Here is a 16,005-nt window from a genome sequence, read left to right on the forward strand (position 1 = left end):
GGTCAGGCCGCGCCGAAGCACATCCCGGGTTCGTAGAGCCGGAAGGTGTTGCGTCCGGCATCCTTGGCGCGGAACAGGGCGAGGTCGGCGTTCCGGCACAGCAGGTCGGGCTCGGTCCCGTCCTGGGGCGCCATGGCGACGCCGACGCTCACGCCGACGGTGACGCTGCTGCCGTCGAGGTCGATCGGCTGGGACACGACCTCGATCAGGCGCTGGGCCAGGGTCCGGATGCTGCTGCCCACCACGGGCCCGGTCTGGATGATCATGAACTCGTCCCCGCCGATCCGCGCGACGGTGTCCTCGGACCGGACCAGGGCGCGAAGGCGGGCGGCGACCGTTCGGAGCAGGATGTCGCCGGCGTGATGGCCGAGGGTGTCGTTCACGAACTTGAAGCGGTCGAGATCGAGACAGAGCACGGCGAAGCTGGCGCCGCGCCGTTGGCTCATGGCGAGTTCCTGGACGAGGCGCTCGCGAAACAGCGTCCGGTTCGCCAGGTCCGTCAGGGCGTCGTGCCGGGCCATGTGGGCGATCTGGAACTCGGCCTCCTTGCGCGCGCTGATATCGCGCGCCGCCGCCACGTAGCCGGTCGCACGCTCACTGTCGGCATCGTAGGTCAGGTTGAAGTTGACCTCGACCCAGATCCAGTTGCCGTCCTTGCGGCGGTAGCGCTGGGTCGACACCGCCCGGGTGATGCGCTCTGCGCAGAGATCGGCCAGGAGGCGTTCGAACGCCTCGGCGTCGCCGGGATGGACCTGATCCATGGGCCGGGTGCCGATCAGTTCCTCGGCCTCGTAGCCCAGGAGGGTGCGCGAGGCGGGCGAGACGTAGCGGCGCACGGTGTCAAGGGTCGCCCAGATCACCATGTCGGAGCTGTTCTCGGCCAGGAGCCGATAATGCGCCTCCCGCTCCCGCAGCTTGGCCTTCGCCCGGTGCAGGCTGAGCTGCGCCGCCACGACCGAGGCGAGATCCTGCAGCCGAGCGCGATCCTCCGCTGCGAACTGGCGCGGCACCTGGTCGAGGACGCAGAGTATGCCGACCCGCAACCCCGCTTCGGCGAGGAGGGGGGCGCCGGCATAGAAGCGGACATGCGGCGGATTGATCACCAGGGGGCTCTCGCGGAAGCGCGGATCCGCCCAGGCATCCTCCACCACGAACACGTCGTCCGACAGGATGGCGTAGTTGCAGAACGCGCCCTCGCGGCCGGTCTTGTCGAGATCGAGGCCACACTTGGCCATGAACTGCTGGTGGTTCGCCGCGATCAGCGAGACGTAGGAGATCGGCATGCCGAACAGGGCCGCCGCCGTGCGACAGATGGCGTCGAAGTGCGGTTCGGGCTCGGCCTGCAGGATATCGAGATCCTGCAGCGCCCTCAGGCGCTCGGCTTCGTTGCTCGCTTTGGGGTACATGCGTGCCCTGGATTCCAGCGGACCGGCGAACCCGAACGGTCAGGCTCGGCACCTCCGAGGGGGGCCGTGCCCAGCCGATTGTATCGGGCTGAAAGCGCTCATCGTGTAGTTGGACGGATAGTCTTCCGAAGAACCGAAGGTCCATTCGCCGAACATCATCTTCGCAGCGATTTATCAAATGAGCTTTAACGAGCCAGAGCCGGGATTTCCCGATTGACGCGGTGGCACGATCTCATCCCCCGTTATTTTGTCGGGCGGATCTGGCAAGTCGCGCAAAAGAATGTCGATCGTCCGGATTGGACGATCCGCTCGATCGTGCCAGTACATCCCCGTGTTCCACAGCGATGACCGACCCGGTCATAGACCCGGAATGCGTGTTGAAACGCGCCGCTGCCACCATCGGTATGGGCGTAATCGCGCAGGGTCGATCCTCCGGCCGCCACGGCCTCGGTCAGAACTTCACCGATGACCTTGGCCAGCCGCCGGGCCTTCGGCGTCGGCGTCCCATCCGGTTTCGCGAGTTGTCCCGCCCGCATCTCAGGGTGAAGCCCCGCGCGGTGAAGCGCCTCGCAGACGTAGATGTTGCCCAGACCGGCGATCAGGCGCTGGTCCAGGAGAGCGGCCTTCAGCGGCGTGATCTTGTTGCGGAACAGCCGGGCGACGGCGTCGGCGGTCAGGGCCTCGCTCAGGGGCTCGATCCCCATGCCGGCGAAATGCCGGCTCTCGGCCAGGGCGGGCGTCGGAACGAGGTCCATGAAGCCGAAGCGCCGGACGTCGTTGTAGGTCACGGTGCACCCGTTCGACATCGCCATCACGACGTGATCGTGCTTGGCGTTTCCGAGGGCCCCCTCGAGGTAGAAGTCCCCCGGCGACAGGTTGCGTCCGTCGGGCAGGGCCACGTCGAAGCGCCCGCTCATGCCGAGATGCATGATGAGGGTCTCGCCGGAATCGAGGCCGGCGGTGAGGTACTTCGCCCGTCGCGCCAGATCCGTCACGGTGCGGCCCTCCAGGCGCTCCGCGAAGCGATCCGGAAACGGAAAGCGCAGGTTCGCGCGCCGGAGAATGACCCGGCTGAAGCGCGCGCCGACCAGGGCGGGCAGCAAGCCCTGACGGACGGTCTCGACTTCGGGAAGCTCCGGCATGACGCCCTTTCTCATTCTCGGCGACGCTGTCCCTCCAGATGGGCATGTCCGCGGCTGCCAACCATGGGGACGTGCAGCGATCGCCGAAGGCGCCGCACCCGTGCAGGCGCGTTGATGCAACCCAGAGTTTAAAGGAATATCAGTGGGTTCGGGCTCTCTGTGCTCACCGATCGCCGAACCCGGTTCCGGCGACGGTCCTGATGTCGGGAGCAGCGAAGTGATCTTATCCACGCGTCCTGGGGTGACGGCTCTGACCCTGTTGCGGCAATCGTCCGCACCGACGTCGGCCGGAACGCCGGACCTCATTCGAACCCGCCTGCCGGCGCCCTTCGAGGAACCCGGAACGCGGCGCACCGAGGCGGAGGCCAGCGCCGCCCTCTTCGGCGTGAACCAGCCGAACCCCCTGAAGGAGATGGTCGCGTTCCTGAACCGCGTCGGGCAAGTGTTCGGCTTCGAACGCGGTGCCTACGCCACGCAATCGAGCTTCATGGCAGCGGTCGAGGATGCCTTCACCGCGCTGAAGGCCGATCCGGACGATCCGAACAGGGTCGACGACATCGCCCGGCGCCTGCATCTCGACGCCGACACCGTCGCGGTGCTGAAGCAGGAGAAGACCGCGGACATGCTGGTCGGCCTCATCGAGAAGGCGCTCGGCCTGGATCGCCTCGGGCTGTCGCTGGCCACGGTGATCAAGGCGGGCAACAATCTCGACTCGGCCGAGGCGGATGCGATGCGCACGGTCCTGTTCCGCCAGGCGCAGGAGGCGCAGGGCCGGAACACCTGGGACGATCTGGGTCTGTATCAGCCGGCGGATCCCGTCCGCCGAGCGGCCGCGTAGTTCGGGAGAACGCGACCTGCGCGATCGAGCCAGATGGCACTCTCGGCACGGCTTCGCTATGGAGACGGCCATGGAGACGCCCATGGCCACCGACGAGACCACTGATTTCGGCTTCGAGAGCGTCGCGCTCGACGAGAAGCAGGGCCGCGTCGACGACGTGTTCCGTTCGGTCGCCAAGCGCTACGACCTCATGAACGACCTGATGTCGGGCGGGCTGCACCGGGCCTGGAAGTCGCACCTGATCTCGATGCTGCGGCCCCCGCGCAACCGGCCCTTCCGGCACCTCGACGTGGCCGGCGGCACCGCCGACATCGCGTTCCGCGCCCTGGAGGCCGGCGGCCCCGCGACGCACACCACCGTGCTCGACATCAACGAGGCGATGCTCCGGGTGGGTGCTGAGCGGGCGGGCGACCGCTTCACCGGGCGCATTGACTTCGTCAGGGCCAATGCCGAGGCCCTGCCGCTCCCGGCGGAGCAGTTCGACGCCTACACCATCGCCTTCGGCATCCGGAACGTGCCCCGGATCGACAAGGCGCTCGCGGAGGCGCACCGGGTGCTGAAGCCCGGCGGACGGTTCCTCTGCCTCGAATTCTCGAAGGTTGATCTCCCGGTGCTCGACCGGATCTACGACGCCTACTCGTTCCACGTGATCCCGCGCCTCGGCGCACGCGTGGCCGGCGACGCCGATTCCTACCGCTACCTCGTGGAGTCGATCCGCAAGTTCCCCTCCCCCGGGCGCTTTGCCGGGATGATCGAGGCGGCGGGCTTCCGCCACGTCAGCCACCGCGCCCTCACGGGCGGCATCGTCGCGATCCATTCGGGCTGGAAGGTCTCGTGACCGTGGGTCTCGTCACGACGCGGGCCGCCTGATGCTCGGCGCCGTCGTTCACCTGATCCGGGGCGCGCATGTCGGCTTCGTGCTCGCCCGCGAGGGCGCGCTCGCGCTGGTGAATTCCGCCGATCTGCCACCGCACCTCCGATTCGTGCTGCGAATCGGCCGGATGCTGGAGCGTCCCGGCCTGGGAGTCGGCGCCGGCCCGCTCCAGCGCGCGCTGACGCGCCTCGGGCCGAGCTACGTCAAGTTCGGCCAGTTCCTCGCCACCCGGCCCGATATCGTCGGCATGGCGGCGGCGCGCGACCTCGAGACCCTGCAGGACCGCGTCCCGCCCTTCCCGCAGGAGACCGCGATCCGCCTCGTCGAGGCGGCGCTGGGCAAGCCGGTGGCGCATCTCTTCGTCTCGTTCAGCCCGCCGATCGCGGCGGCCTCGATCGCGCAGGTGCACAAGGCCCATCTCCTCGACCTCGACGGCACCGAGCGCGTCCTGGCGATCAAGATCATGCGCCCGGGCGTGCGCGAGCGCTTCCAGCGCGACCTCCAGGTCATGCGCTTCATGGCCCGCGTGGTCCACGCGCTCTCGCCCCAGGCGGAGCGCCTGCGCCCCCGCGAGGTGGTGGAAATCCTCGCCCGCTCGGTGATGATGGAGATGGATTTCCGGCTCGAAGCGGCCGCGATGTCCGAACTCGCCCAGAACACGAAGAACGACGCGGATTTCCGCGTGCCGAAGCCCGACTGGGAGCTGACCGCCCGCGACGTGCTCGCCAGCGAATGGATCGAGGGCATCCGCCTCAACGACCGCGCCGCCATCGTGGCGGCCGGGCACGACCCCAAGGCTCTCGGCCGGGCGGTGATCCAGTCCTTCCTGCGCCACGCCATCCGGGACGGCTTCTTCCACGCCGACATGCATCCCGGGAACCTGTTCGTCGATCCGACCGGGACCCTGGTGGCGGTCGATTTCGGCATCATGGGCCGCCTCGGGCACATGGAGCGGCGCTTCCTCGCCGAGATCCTGCTGGGCTTCATTTTGCGCGACTACAAGCGCGTGGCCCAGGTGCATTTCGAGGCCGGCTACGTGCCGGCGCACCATTCAGTCGAGGATTTCGCCCAGGCGATCCGGGCGATCGGGGAGCCGATCCACCAGCGCAAGGCCGACGAGATCTCGATGGCCAAGGTGCTCACCCTGCTGTTCGACATCACCGCCCTGTTCGACATGAGCACCCGCACCGAACTGGTGATGCTGCAGAAGACCATGGTGGTGGTCGAGGGCGTCGCCCGCTCTCTGGATCCGCAGCTCGACATGTGGACCGGCGCCGAGCCCGTGGTGCGCTCGTGGATCGCCCGGAACCTCGGGCCGGTGGGCCGGGTCGAGAGCCTCGGCCGCGCGGCCCTCACCATCACAGACGTCGTCTCGGACCTTCCCGACCTCGCCCAGCGCCTGCGCCGCATCCTGGTGCGCCTCGACGAGTCGGGCTCCAGCGAAGCCGGCCGTCTCGACGTCTTCGCCCGGGCCGAGCGCAAGCGCGCGATCTGGTCGACGGTCGCCCTCTGGGGCATCGCCATCGGTGCGCTGGTGATGGCGTTCCGTTAGCCTGCCCCGCAACGATCCGTCAGGCTCGCCTCCCGAGGGGTTCGACCATGACCCGCCCGCTTCAGAACCGCCGTATCCTCCTCGTCATCGGGGGCGGCATCGCCGCCTACAAGGCGCTCGACCTGATCCGGCGTCTGCGGGAGCGGGGGGCGCAGGTGCGCCCGCTCCTGACCAAGGGCGCACAGGAATTCGTGACGCCCCTGGCGGCGGCGGCGCTCGCCGGCGAACGCGCCCATACGGACTTGTTCGACCGGGCGGAGGAGGCCGATATCGGTCACATCAAGCTCGCGCGCGATGCCGACGCCATCGTGGTCGCACCCGCGACGGCGAGCCTGATGGCCCGCATGGCCACGGGCGATTCGTCCGACCTCGCCGCCACGGTGCTGCTGGCCACGACCCTGCCGATCCTGATCGCGCCCGCGATGAACGTGCGGATGTGGCAGCACCCTGCGACGCAGCGCAACCTCGCCACCCTGCGCGGCGACGGCGTCCACGTCGTCGGTCCCAATGACGGCGCCATGGCCGAGGCCGAGTTCGGGCCCGGCCGCCTGGCCGAGCCCACGGAGATTGCCGACGCGGTGGAGGCGATGCTGGAACAGGCCCGTCCGGCCTCCGGCTTCGGCTTCCTGGCGGGACGCGACCAGACCGCCGAGGCGGCGTCCGTCCCCTTGGCCGGTCCCTTGACCGGTTCCTTGGCCGGTCGGCGCGTGCTCGTGACCTCCGGACCGACCCACGAGCCGATCGACCCGGTGCGCTACCTCGCCAACCGCTCGTCCGGGCGCCAGGGCCACGCCATCGCGGCCGCGGCCGCCGCTGCCGGCGCGACGGTCACCCTGGTGTCAGGGCCGGTGGCGATCCCTGACCCGCCCGGCGTTCAGGTGGTGGCGGTGGAGACGGCGCGCGCGATGCTGGCGGCGGTCGAAGCCGCCCTCCCCGCCGACCTCGCAATCTTCGCCGCCGCCGTCGGCGACTGGCGACCGGCCGAGACGCGCGGATCCAAGATCAAGAAGGACGGAACCGCGCCGGCGCCCCTGACCCTGGTCGAGAACCCCGACATCCTCGCCACCATCGCGGGACGTTCAATTGGGCGGCCCCGGCTCGTCGTCGGCTTCGCGGCGGAGACCGACACGCTCCTCGACAACGCCCGCGCCAAGATCGCCCGGAAGGGCTGCGACCTCATCGTCGCCAACGACGTGTCGCCGGCCGGTGGCGTGATGGGCGGCACCGCCAACACCGTCCATCTGGTCGGGCGCGACGGCACCGTCGAGACCTGGCCGACCCTCGACAAGGACGAGGTCGGACGGCGGCTGATCCGGCATTTCGCGGACCTGCTCGACGCCTGATCCACAGGCCCTGAAAAAGAGCGCGGAGCCGATCGCGGGCTGGCGCGTTAAGGCTTGACTAACGTCTCCCGCCGCATCATTTCGGCGTCGTTCGCACGTGCAGCAGATCCGCTGGCCCGCGCGGCCCCACAGGAACTCCCGACCCTAATGCCCAGCGACAGTAGTCGATGGACCGCGCCGCCGATGGCCCTCCGCGAGACCCGCGCCTGATCGCTTGATCGGGCTCGCCCGCGACCGGCCCCGATGGCCCGGTCGAACGAGGTGAGCCGATGACCTTTTCGAATGCCCTTCCACGCCTGCGCGTCGCCGTGGCGCCCGTGCGAACCCTCAGCTTCCGCCGCGCGGACGGCTCCAAGCTCGTGCGCGTCAAGGCGCGCCGCCCCAAAGCGCGAAAGGCGGCGACCGGCGATGCCAACGTCGCGCTGATCATGGCCGTGATGATGACCCTGGTCTTCGGACCGGTGATCGGCGTCCACCTGATCGCGGCCTATGCCCCCACCGCGTCCGCCTCCGACGTGGCGGTCCAGAGCATCGGAACGCCGTTGCCGCCGGGCTGAGCGCCCGGTCGCTCAGCGTCTCATGCGGGCCGTCGGCCGCAAGCGGCCGGCTCCGCGCTCAGGCCCGCGCCGCCGCGAGTTCGGCCGAGAGGGCGGCCTCCTCCGCCATGATCTTGCGGACCGCCGGACGGGCATCGACGCGGGCGAGGTAGGCCATGATCGCCGGCTCTTCCGGGACGAGCTTGAACCCCGTGGTCCAGCCGAGCGCGGCGCCCCAGAGCACATCGGCGGCGGAGTGCCGTTCCCCGAGAAGGTAGGGGCCCGGCGTGAGAGCCTCGACCACCGTCCTCAGCACCGCGTCGAAATCGCCGTAGGGCGACATCGCCTTGGGCCCGGGCTCGCGCTGAAGCGCCCGATCCACCACCGCCGGCTCGAAGCTCGACCCGTAGAAGACCATCCAGCGCAGGTACGGCCCACGCAGCGGATCGCCGATGGGCGGGGCGAGGCCGCGCTCCGGAAACTGGTCGGCGAGGTAGAGGTAGATCGCCGCCTGCTCGGTGATCAGCGCTTCGCCGTGGCGCAGGGCCGGGACCTTCCCCAGGGGATTGATCCGTAGGTACGCGGGCTCCCGGCCCCGTCCCGACTGCAGATCGAGGACGTCCAGCGTATGCGGCGCGCCGAGCTCCTCGAGCAGGATGCGCACGCCGGAGGAGCGCGTCTGAGGGGCGTGGTAGAGCGTGAGAGCGGGTTCCAAGCGGCAGACCTTTCGGGTGAATCGGCCGGCGCAGGCTCTGCGCCGGCGCCGCTCAGGTCAACCGATCGATCCGAGGTCCGGCCGAACGCCAGGTACCCGCCAAGTCCGGCCCACGCTCACCATTGATAGCGCAGGCCTGCGGTCAGGCCATGACCCAGGCCTGCCCGGGTCCCGATCGCGGCCTGATAGTCGAGCCGCCAGCCGAGCTGCTCGGTGAGGTTGCCCTGGAGGCCGGCCCCCGCCGTGACGAAGTCGCTGCGCAGGAACGGGACCGCCACAGACGCGCTCGCCATGGCATTCTCGACGCTGGCGAGGCGGACCGCGGCGCTGCTGCCCGCCGGACCTGTGGCGAGATTGTAGGCGACGCGGAGCGCCGGAATGAGGTCGCCCCAACCCGAGAAGGCGAGTTCGAGACCGAAGCGCGCGGTGTCCTGCGCGACGGCGAGCCCGCGATAGGCCAGGTTGTTGCCGGCCGCGCCGCTCTCGGTGAAGCCCTCGACCTGCCCCGACAGATGGGTGAAGCCCGCGAAGGGCGTCAGGCGGACATCGGCGAGGGCGAACGGCACGCCGAGTTCGGCATCCAGGGCGAGGGCGCGACCGGAGGTCCTGCCGGTGCCCGTGAGTCCGTAGGCGGCAGGGCGGCGGATCTGATCGAAGTTCACCACCGGCGCACCGCCGACGATACCCTGGGCGTAGAAGCCCGGACCATAGTAGCCCGCATAGGCCGCCGCGGTGAACGCGCTCTGATCCTGGCGGACACCGCCGGCGCGGCGCAGCGACCCGCCCCCACCGCCGATCGCGATCCCGGCGCGCCAGGGGCCATCGATGGGCAGGTCGATGCCGGCGCTGCCCTGCGCCACCGTTCGGTCGAGCTCCGCACCGCCGCTGCGGGGCTGATCGGCAAAGACCACATCACCGCCGATCCAGGCGCCCGCGGCCCGTCCCCACGGGCCGGCCGAGCCGGTGCCGCGGCGCAGGGCCGAGAGGTGGTCCTGCACGCTGCGGGTCGCGGAGGCCGCGACGCCCAGCAGACCGCCGCCGAGGCTCTGCAGGACGACCGGCGCGGTCTGCTTCATCACGGCGAGCGCGTAGGGATCGACGTAGGTCGGAAGCGTCAGCCGGTAGGCGAGCAGCAGGTTGTCGTTGTTGAGGCCCGCATCGTAGCTCCGGCCGTTGATCACCCCCTTGCGGCTGAGGAAGTCGTTGTCGTTGCCCACCAGCAGGAAGTAGTCGTTCGGAGCCTTCTCGCTGAGCGCCGGGACGAGGCCCATCGCCTCCAGCTTCTCCGGCATCGTCGTCTGCGTGGCCGGATCGGTGTTCAGGTTCATCCCGAATCGGCCGAGCTGCACCGGATTGAGCAGGTTGACGGCCTCCGTGGTCTGGACCGGCGTGATGCCCGCGCGCAGGACGCCGCCCGGCGCGATCGGCGTGACCCCGTCATAGGCCGTACCGGCGATGTTGGTGGCCCCGGCCGTGTCGACGAGCAGCACGCTCTTGTAGACGATCGGGGTCGTCGAGCCGGTCCCGAGGCCGTTGGAATCCCGCGCCAGGACGAGGAACTGGGTGTCGTTCAGGGCCAGCATCTCGCTTTGGGCCGCCGTGCGGTTGGGGGCGCCCCCGTTGCCGTTCTGCTTGTAGGTGGGCAGTTGCAGCACGTACTCGCGCGTCGGTGCACCGGGCGTCGGCGTGCGCGAGACGTCGTAGTAGAGGATGCGCGTATTGGCGCGCTGCTCCTGGCCGGCGCCCGAATCCTGTACCGTCGCACTCTGCAGGATGGTGACGAGGCCGCGCCCATCCGGCGTCAGTGCGATCCCCTCGAGCCCCTGATTGTTGCGGCGACCGGACTCGGTGGGCGGCGTGGTCGAGTTGAAGTTCAGGCGTCCGTCGGTGCGGGGTTGGAGGGCGGCCGGGATGCCGATGACCCCCTGCAATTGCCCCGCCGCGGAGAAGTAATAGACGTTGGGGCCGTACTCGTCGCTGACGTAGAAGGATCCGTCGAGCTTGCGGACGAGACCCTCGGCATCGAGGCTGATGCGGCCGGCGCTCGGCCCCGTGGTGGCCGACGGCAGCACGGCGCCCAGCTGCGTCGTGGAGCCGGCGCCCGGGTCGAGGCCGCTGAAGCGCTGGCCCCGCGCGTCGGTCAGGACGATCCCGCCGGTTTGGGTCAGGGTGATCTGACGCTGCGAGGCCGTGGATTGGGGCAGGTTCGCACCCGGGTCCGGCGTGAAGGACAGGGTGAAGCGGTTGAGGCGCCCGGCGTAGTCGGAGAACAGTCCGCCGTCCGGATTGTTGTAGCCGCGATCCGGCAGCGTGTAGAGCGTACCCTGATAGCTGCCGCCCGTAAGGCGCCAGGTGCTCAGGTCCATCGCCAGGGACGAGAACGAACCCAGCGAATCACCCAGGAAGTCGCGGGTGTCGGCCGAGAGGCGGCCCACCCCCTGCAGCCCCTGGTTGACAGTGGTGCTCCCATTGAAGGGGACCGACACGGCCCCGGCCACCCGGCTGATGTTCGGGGTTCGGATCTCCTGCGCCGAAGCGGCGCCGACCACCGCGAACGCGGCGATCACGGATCCGGCGGCGCCTGCCGCCCGGCTTCGATGGTGCAACACGGCCGTTCCCCACGGTTAAGCTTCCGTGGGCTCTTGGCCTGTCTGCATGACGCGCGTGTGTCAGCTGCGCTCGATACACGCTCTGCGTGCGACGAACGCCTCGGCCGGGAGGCAGAGAAGCTCGAAGGCGAGCGTGGCGCCCGCGAGGGCCGTCACCCCGGAGGGATCGAGGGGCGGCGCGACCTCGACCACGTCGGCGCCGATCAGGTCGAGGCCGCGGAGCCCGCGGACGATCTGCAGCGCCTCGCGGGCGGTGAAGCCGCCCATCTCGGGCGTGCCGGTGCCGGGAGCGTAGGCGGGGTCGAGGGCGTCGATGTCGAAGCTCAGGTAGGTCGGCGCGGTGCCGACCACGGCGCGGGCCTCGGCCAGCACCGCCGGCAGGCCGCGCTCGATCACCGCCTCCATCGGCACGATGTGGACGCCCTGGGCCAGGGCCCAATCGAGCTCGTCCGCCGAATCGACGCTGCCGCGCAAGCCGATCTGCACCATGCGGCGGGGATCGAGGACGCCGTCCTCGATGGCGCGGCGGAACGGGGTGCCGTGGGTGAGGCGCGTACCGTCGTACTGCCCGTCATCGGTGTCGCTATGGGCGTCGATGTGGATCAGGCCGACGGGGCGCGCCGCGCCGAGGGCCCGCAGCACCGGGTAGGTGACGAAGTGGTCGCCTCCGACCGAGAGCGGCACGATCCCGGCGTCCGCCAGGGGCCGATAAAAGGCCTCGATGGCCCGGGCCGTGGCGGCCACGTCGACGGGATTGACGGGGACGTCGCCGAGATCGGCGCAGGCCGCGAGGTCGTAGGGCGCGACGCCGGTGGCGGCGTTTCGGGCCCGGGTGCCCGTGGAGGCCTCGCGCACCCCGCGCGGACCGAGCCGTGCGCCGGGCCGGTTGGTGGTCGCGCCATCGAACGGAATGCCGACGAGGCCGAGATCGATTCGCCCAGGCGCTTCGGACGGGTCGATCACGGGCAGGCGCATGAAGCTGGCGACCCCGGAGAATCGTGGTGTCGCCATGCCCGACGCCGGTCGATGCCGCGCGATCCGCGCCCGTTCCGCCTCGCTCAGCATCCGCGCTCCTCTTCCGCTCGCGCGTGGCCCATCGTCTGTCGGGTCCACGGCGGCGAACCGACGACGGCACGATGACGTTCCGTTGACGGATCGGCAACGCGTGGCTATAGAGCCCCCATCGCCGACGGACGCGCACCCCGCGATCGTCGGCTTCGCCATTGCCCGAACAACCTGCACGCGATCCACCGACACTCAAGCCCGCGGGCTCGTCGCGATCGCCTCAAACGTGACGAGGATGCCCCATGGCCAACACCGTGTCGGCCAAGAAAATGACCCGCAAGATTGCGAAGCGCACCGCGGTCAACCGCTCGCGTCGCAGCCGTATGCGCACCTTCGTCCGCAAGGTCGAGGAGGCCATCGCCGCCGGTGATCAGTCCAACGCACTGACCGCCCTCCGCGCCGCCGAGCCCGAGATCATGCGGGCCGCTCAGCACGGCATCGTGCACAAGAACAACGCCTCCCGGAAGGTCTCGCGCCTCGCCGCGCGGGTGAAGGCGCTCGCCGCCTAAATCCCTCTTCCCGAAGAGACGCGAAAAAGCCCGGCAGCGATGCCGGGCTTTTTTCGTTTCGGCCCGTCGATCCGCGAAGCCAGGACGTGCTCGACCACGGTCTTCTGCAGCCGATGCGCGGATGTTGAGATGAATGCGACAGAGACTTCGCCAATGGCGCGCGTTGAACTCCCGAATCAGGACAGTTCTGGTGACGAGGCGTTAACGCTAATCGAAATCTGTTTGGTTGCGACCCGTCGAGGGCGAGTGTAGCTTAACGATGTGTCACGATGAACCAACAAATACCCCAGACTGCCGAGTCCAGGGCGAATCATCCACAAGGTGGGAGCGTCGCCTGGACTCGGGACCGGAAGCCCGCGTCGGAATTGCTGCAATTTTTGCTATCCCCATAAGTCCCGTTGTTAGGAGAACCGTAGCTTATTGTTGATAGGCTTGCTTCATCGACAAAAGCCACCCCAGAGGCAGTTGACTCTGGTCCGGTATTATGGGTCCCGCGAATGCCTCGCGGGGCGCAACGTCAGTCAAGTGTGCGTACGTACCGGTGGCGGCCCTCCGCTCTCGGCACGAGGAGAGCGATGATGCATGTCGACGGAAGCGTGTCCGGCAATGCCGAGATGGGCATGAGCGGCGTGAGCGGTCCCGATACGGTGGCCGCCTGGGCCCGGGTGAAGCGCCGCCTGCGGGCGGAACTGGGCGAGGACGTGTTCGCGAGCTGGTTCGCCCGCCTCGAACTGGTGGAGGTCCTGGACGGAACCGCCCGCCTCACGGTGCCCACCCGATTCCTGAAGAGCTGGATCGAGTCCCACTACCTCGACCGGGTGCTGACCACGTTCCGCAGCGAGGTCGAGACGGTGTCGCGCCTCGACGTCTCGGTGCGCGGTCCCTCCGCCGCGGCCCGCCCCGTCCCCAGCGCTCCGAAGACGGCGAGCAGCGCCGCGAGCCCCCTCGCCCGCCTCCAGGCCGCCGGCTCGGCAATGCCGTCCCACGGGGACGCCATGAGCCTCACCGAGGGCGAGTCGGCTCAGGCGCCGCGCGGCGAGGCCGGCGGTGACCTGAACGGCGCCCCCCTCGACAACCGCCTGACCTTCGCGAGCTTCGTCGTCGGTCGCTCCAACGCCCTCGCCCATGCCGCGGCCGAGCGCGTCGCCCGCCACGACGGCCAGGGTGCTCTCTACAACCCGCTCTACTTCCATGCCGGCGTCGGCCTGGGGAAGACCCACCTCCTCCACGGCATCGGCCACGCCGCCCGGGAATCCGGCCGCCGGGTGATCTATCTCACCGCCGACCGCTTCATGTACGGCTTCGTCAACGCCCTGAAGACCCAGAACGCGCTCGCCTTCAAGGAACGTCTGCGCGCGATCGACCTCCTCATCCTCGACGACGTCCAGTTCATCCAGGGCAAGTCGATCCAGGCGGAATTCGGCCACACCATCAACGCGCTGATCGATGCCGGCCGCCAGGTGGTGGTCGCCTCGGACCGTCCGCCCACCGAGCTCGAAGCCCTGGAGGAGCGCGTGCGCTCGCGCCTGGCCGGCGGCCTCGTGGTGGAGATCGGCAGCCTCGACGAACAGCTGCGCGCCTCGATCCTGTCGGCGCGCCTGGCGGCCGTCCAGGTCTCGCATCCGAACTTCGAGGTCTCGCCCACGGTGGCCACCTACGTCGCCCGGGCGATCACGGCCAATGGCCGCGACCTCGAGGGCGCCGTGAACCGGCTCCTGGCCCACGCCACCCTCACCGGCACGGCGGTGACCATGGAGACCGCCGAGACCGCGATCCGCGATCTCGTCAAGAACCGCGAGCCCAAGCGCATCAAGATCGAGGACATCCAGAAGCTGGTGGCCTCGCGCTACAACGTCTCGCGCTCCGACATCCTGTCCGAGCGGCGCACCGCCGCGGTGGTCAAGCCGCGCCAGATCGCGATGTACCTCTCGAAGGTGCTCACCCTGCGCTCCTTGCCCGAGATCGGCCGCCGCTTCGGCGGGCGCGATCACACCACGGTGCTGCACGCCGTGCGTAAGATCGACAAGCTGATCGGCGAGGACAACGTGCTGAACGACGAGGTCGAGCTCCTGAAGCGCATGCTCCAGGATTGATGGTCCCCGGGGCGTCGCGATGTGCCGCGACGCCCCGAATCCTCTACGGGATAGCCGGCCTCTCGCACTTGCGTTCCCCGGGAGGCTTCGCCAAGTTCAGCGGCCACGGTGCCAGGGTGCCCGCAGGGCCGGAGCGCGTCGAACGCGCACCTCCCGGCGGCGCCCGATGAGAGACCACGAGTTCAGACCATGAGAGTCACTGTCGAGCGTGCGGCCCTTCTTCGGTCGCTCGGCCACGTGCACCGCGTGGTGGAGCGGCGGAATACGATCCCGATCCTCTCCAACGTGCTCCTGCGCTGCCATGCCGACGGCCTTGAGCTGAAGGCGACTGACCTCGACATCGAGGTGACGGAGACGATCCCGGCCGAGGTGGTCGATGCCGGCGCCACCACGGTGCCCGCGCACGTCATCTACGACATCGTCCGCAAGCTGCCCGACGGCGCCCAGGTCTCCCTGGAGACCAGCGGCGAGACCGGGCAGATGACGATCCGCTCCGGCCGCTCGCGCTTCTCCCTCGGTGCCTTGCCCGAGGGCGATTTCCCCGACCTCGCGGCCGGCGAGTTGCCGACCCACTTCGTGATCGCGGCCTCCGACCTCAAGCGCCTGATCGAGAAGACGCAGTTCGCGATCTCGACCGAAGAGACGCGCTACTACCTCAACGGCATCTACCTCCACACCATCGAGGTGGAGGGCGCGCTGCGCATGCGCGGCGTCGCCACCGATGGCCACCGCCTGGCGCGGGTGGAGATCGAGGCGCCCGAGGGCAGCCGCGACATGCCGGGCATCATTGTGCCCCGCAAGGCGGTCTCCGAGATCATCAAGCTGGTGGAGGATGGCGGCGAGAGCGTCGAGATCGACCTGTCGCCGGCCAAGATCCGCTTCAAGTTCGCCAGCGGCGTGGTGCTGATCTCGAAGCTGATCGACGGCACCTTCCCGGATTACCAGCGCGTCATCCCCTCCGGGAACGACAAGTTCCTCACGGTCGAGCGCGACGTCTTCGCCAAGGCCGTCGACCGCGTCTCGACGATCTCCTCGGAGCGCGGACGGGCCGTGAAGCTGGCCGTCCAGGAAGGCCGCCTCGCCCTCTCGGTCAACAACCCGGATTCCGGCAGCGCGACCGAGGAGCTCGACGTCGGTTACGACGCGCCGGCCCTCGATATTGGCTTCAACGCCCGCTACCTCCTCGACATCACGAGCCAGCTCGAGGGCGACACCGCCCTGTTCAAGCTCGCCGATCCGGGTTCGCCGACCCTGATCCAGGATCGCGAGGGCGCGGCCGCCCTCTACGTCCTGATGCCGATGCGGGTCTGATCGGTGCATCGC

General features: G+C 69.3%; 13 protein-coding genes. 8 read left to right on the forward strand and 5 right to left on the reverse strand.

The window, feature by feature from the left end:
• Positions 1–2 precede the first annotated feature (2 nt).
• Together AC0IY1_RS14335 and mutM are read right to left on the reverse strand one after the other, a co-directional pair.
• Positions 3–1,406: a diguanylate cyclase domain-containing protein gene (locus tag AC0IY1_RS14335; protein WP_471770335.1), complete on the reverse strand. Its 1,404-nt coding sequence runs from the start codon at positions 1,404–1,406 to the stop codon at positions 3–5.
• 242 nt (positions 1,407–1,648) lie between these two features.
• On the reverse strand, positions 1,649–2,548 hold the full coding sequence (gene mutM / locus AC0IY1_RS14340) for a bifunctional DNA-formamidopyrimidine glycosylase/DNA-(apurinic or apyrimidinic site) lyase (RefSeq protein ID WP_471770336.1): 900 nt from the start codon (positions 2,546–2,548) through the stop codon (positions 1,649–1,651).
• A 241-nt stretch (positions 2,549–2,789) separates the two neighbouring features.
• On the opposite strand from mutM, the gene AC0IY1_RS14345 reads away from it, so the two are divergent.
• From AC0IY1_RS14345 to AC0IY1_RS14365, 5 genes are all read left to right on the forward strand, one after another.
• Positions 2,790–3,386, forward strand: coding sequence for a hypothetical protein (locus AC0IY1_RS14345; RefSeq protein WP_471770338.1), 597 nt, complete (start codon positions 2,790–2,792; stop codon positions 3,384–3,386).
• 82 nt (positions 3,387–3,468) lie between these two features.
• The gene (ubiE, locus tag AC0IY1_RS14350; protein WP_471770440.1) at positions 3,469–4,224 is read left to right on the forward strand and encodes a bifunctional demethylmenaquinone methyltransferase/2-methoxy-6-polyprenyl-1,4-benzoquinol methylase UbiE; all 756 of its coding nucleotides are present in this window, start codon (positions 3,469–3,471) and stop codon (positions 4,222–4,224) included.
• A gap of 31 nt (positions 4,225–4,255) precedes the next feature.
• Positions 4,256–5,812, forward strand: coding sequence for a 2-polyprenylphenol 6-hydroxylase (gene ubiB / locus AC0IY1_RS14355; RefSeq protein WP_471770341.1), 1,557 nt, complete (start codon positions 4,256–4,258; stop codon positions 5,810–5,812).
• Positions 5,813–5,859: 47 nt separating this feature from the next.
• Complete coding sequence (locus AC0IY1_RS14360) at positions 5,860–7,155, forward strand: bifunctional phosphopantothenoylcysteine decarboxylase/phosphopantothenate synthase (RefSeq protein ID WP_471770342.1); 1,296 nt, start codon at positions 5,860–5,862, stop codon at positions 7,153–7,155.
• 269 nt (positions 7,156–7,424) lie between these two features.
• Positions 7,425–7,712, forward strand: coding sequence for a hypothetical protein (locus tag AC0IY1_RS14365; protein WP_471770343.1), 288 nt, complete (start codon positions 7,425–7,427; stop codon positions 7,710–7,712).
• A 58-nt stretch (positions 7,713–7,770) separates the two neighbouring features.
• Here AC0IY1_RS14365 and AC0IY1_RS14370 read toward each other — a convergent pair whose 3' ends face one another.
• The 3 genes from AC0IY1_RS14370 to speB all read right to left on the reverse strand — a co-directional run bounded on the left by AC0IY1_RS14370 (position 7,771) and on the right by speB (position 12,080).
• On the reverse strand, positions 7,771–8,406 hold the full coding sequence (locus AC0IY1_RS14370) for a glutathione S-transferase family protein (RefSeq protein WP_471770345.1): 636 nt from the start codon (positions 8,404–8,406) through the stop codon (positions 7,771–7,773).
• Between the two features lie 116 nt (positions 8,407–8,522).
• Positions 8,523–10,973 (reverse strand): esterase-like activity of phytase family protein, encoded by a 2,451-nt coding sequence (locus AC0IY1_RS14375; protein ID WP_471770346.1) that lies wholly within the window; start codon positions 10,971–10,973, stop codon positions 8,523–8,525.
• A gap of 102 nt (positions 10,974–11,075) precedes the next feature.
• Positions 11,076–12,080 carry an agmatinase gene (speB, locus tag AC0IY1_RS14380; protein ID WP_471770348.1) on the reverse strand — a complete coding sequence of 335 codons (1,005 nt, stop codon included), beginning with the start codon at positions 12,078–12,080 and terminating at the stop codon, positions 11,076–11,078.
• A 242-nt stretch (positions 12,081–12,322) separates the two neighbouring features.
• Here speB and rpsT point away from each other — a divergent pair, with 242 nt between their 5' ends.
• The 3 genes from rpsT to dnaN all read left to right on the forward strand — a co-directional run bounded on the left by rpsT (position 12,323) and on the right by dnaN (position 15,993).
• Positions 12,323–12,589 carry a 30S ribosomal protein S20 gene (gene rpsT / locus AC0IY1_RS14385; protein ID WP_055951936.1) on the forward strand — a complete coding sequence of 89 codons (267 nt, stop codon included), beginning with the start codon at positions 12,323–12,325 and terminating at the stop codon, positions 12,587–12,589.
• Between the two features lie 578 nt (positions 12,590–13,167).
• Complete coding sequence (dnaA, locus tag AC0IY1_RS14390) at positions 13,168–14,682, forward strand: chromosomal replication initiator protein DnaA (protein ID WP_471770442.1); 1,515 nt, start codon at positions 13,168–13,170, stop codon at positions 14,680–14,682.
• 189 nt (positions 14,683–14,871) lie between these two features.
• Complete coding sequence (dnaN, locus tag AC0IY1_RS14395) at positions 14,872–15,993, forward strand: DNA polymerase III subunit beta (RefSeq protein ID WP_471770350.1); 1,122 nt, start codon at positions 14,872–14,874, stop codon at positions 15,991–15,993.
• Positions 15,994–16,005 lie beyond the last annotated feature (12 nt).

This window comes from Methylobacterium sp. AC690 (assembly GCF_979256535.1).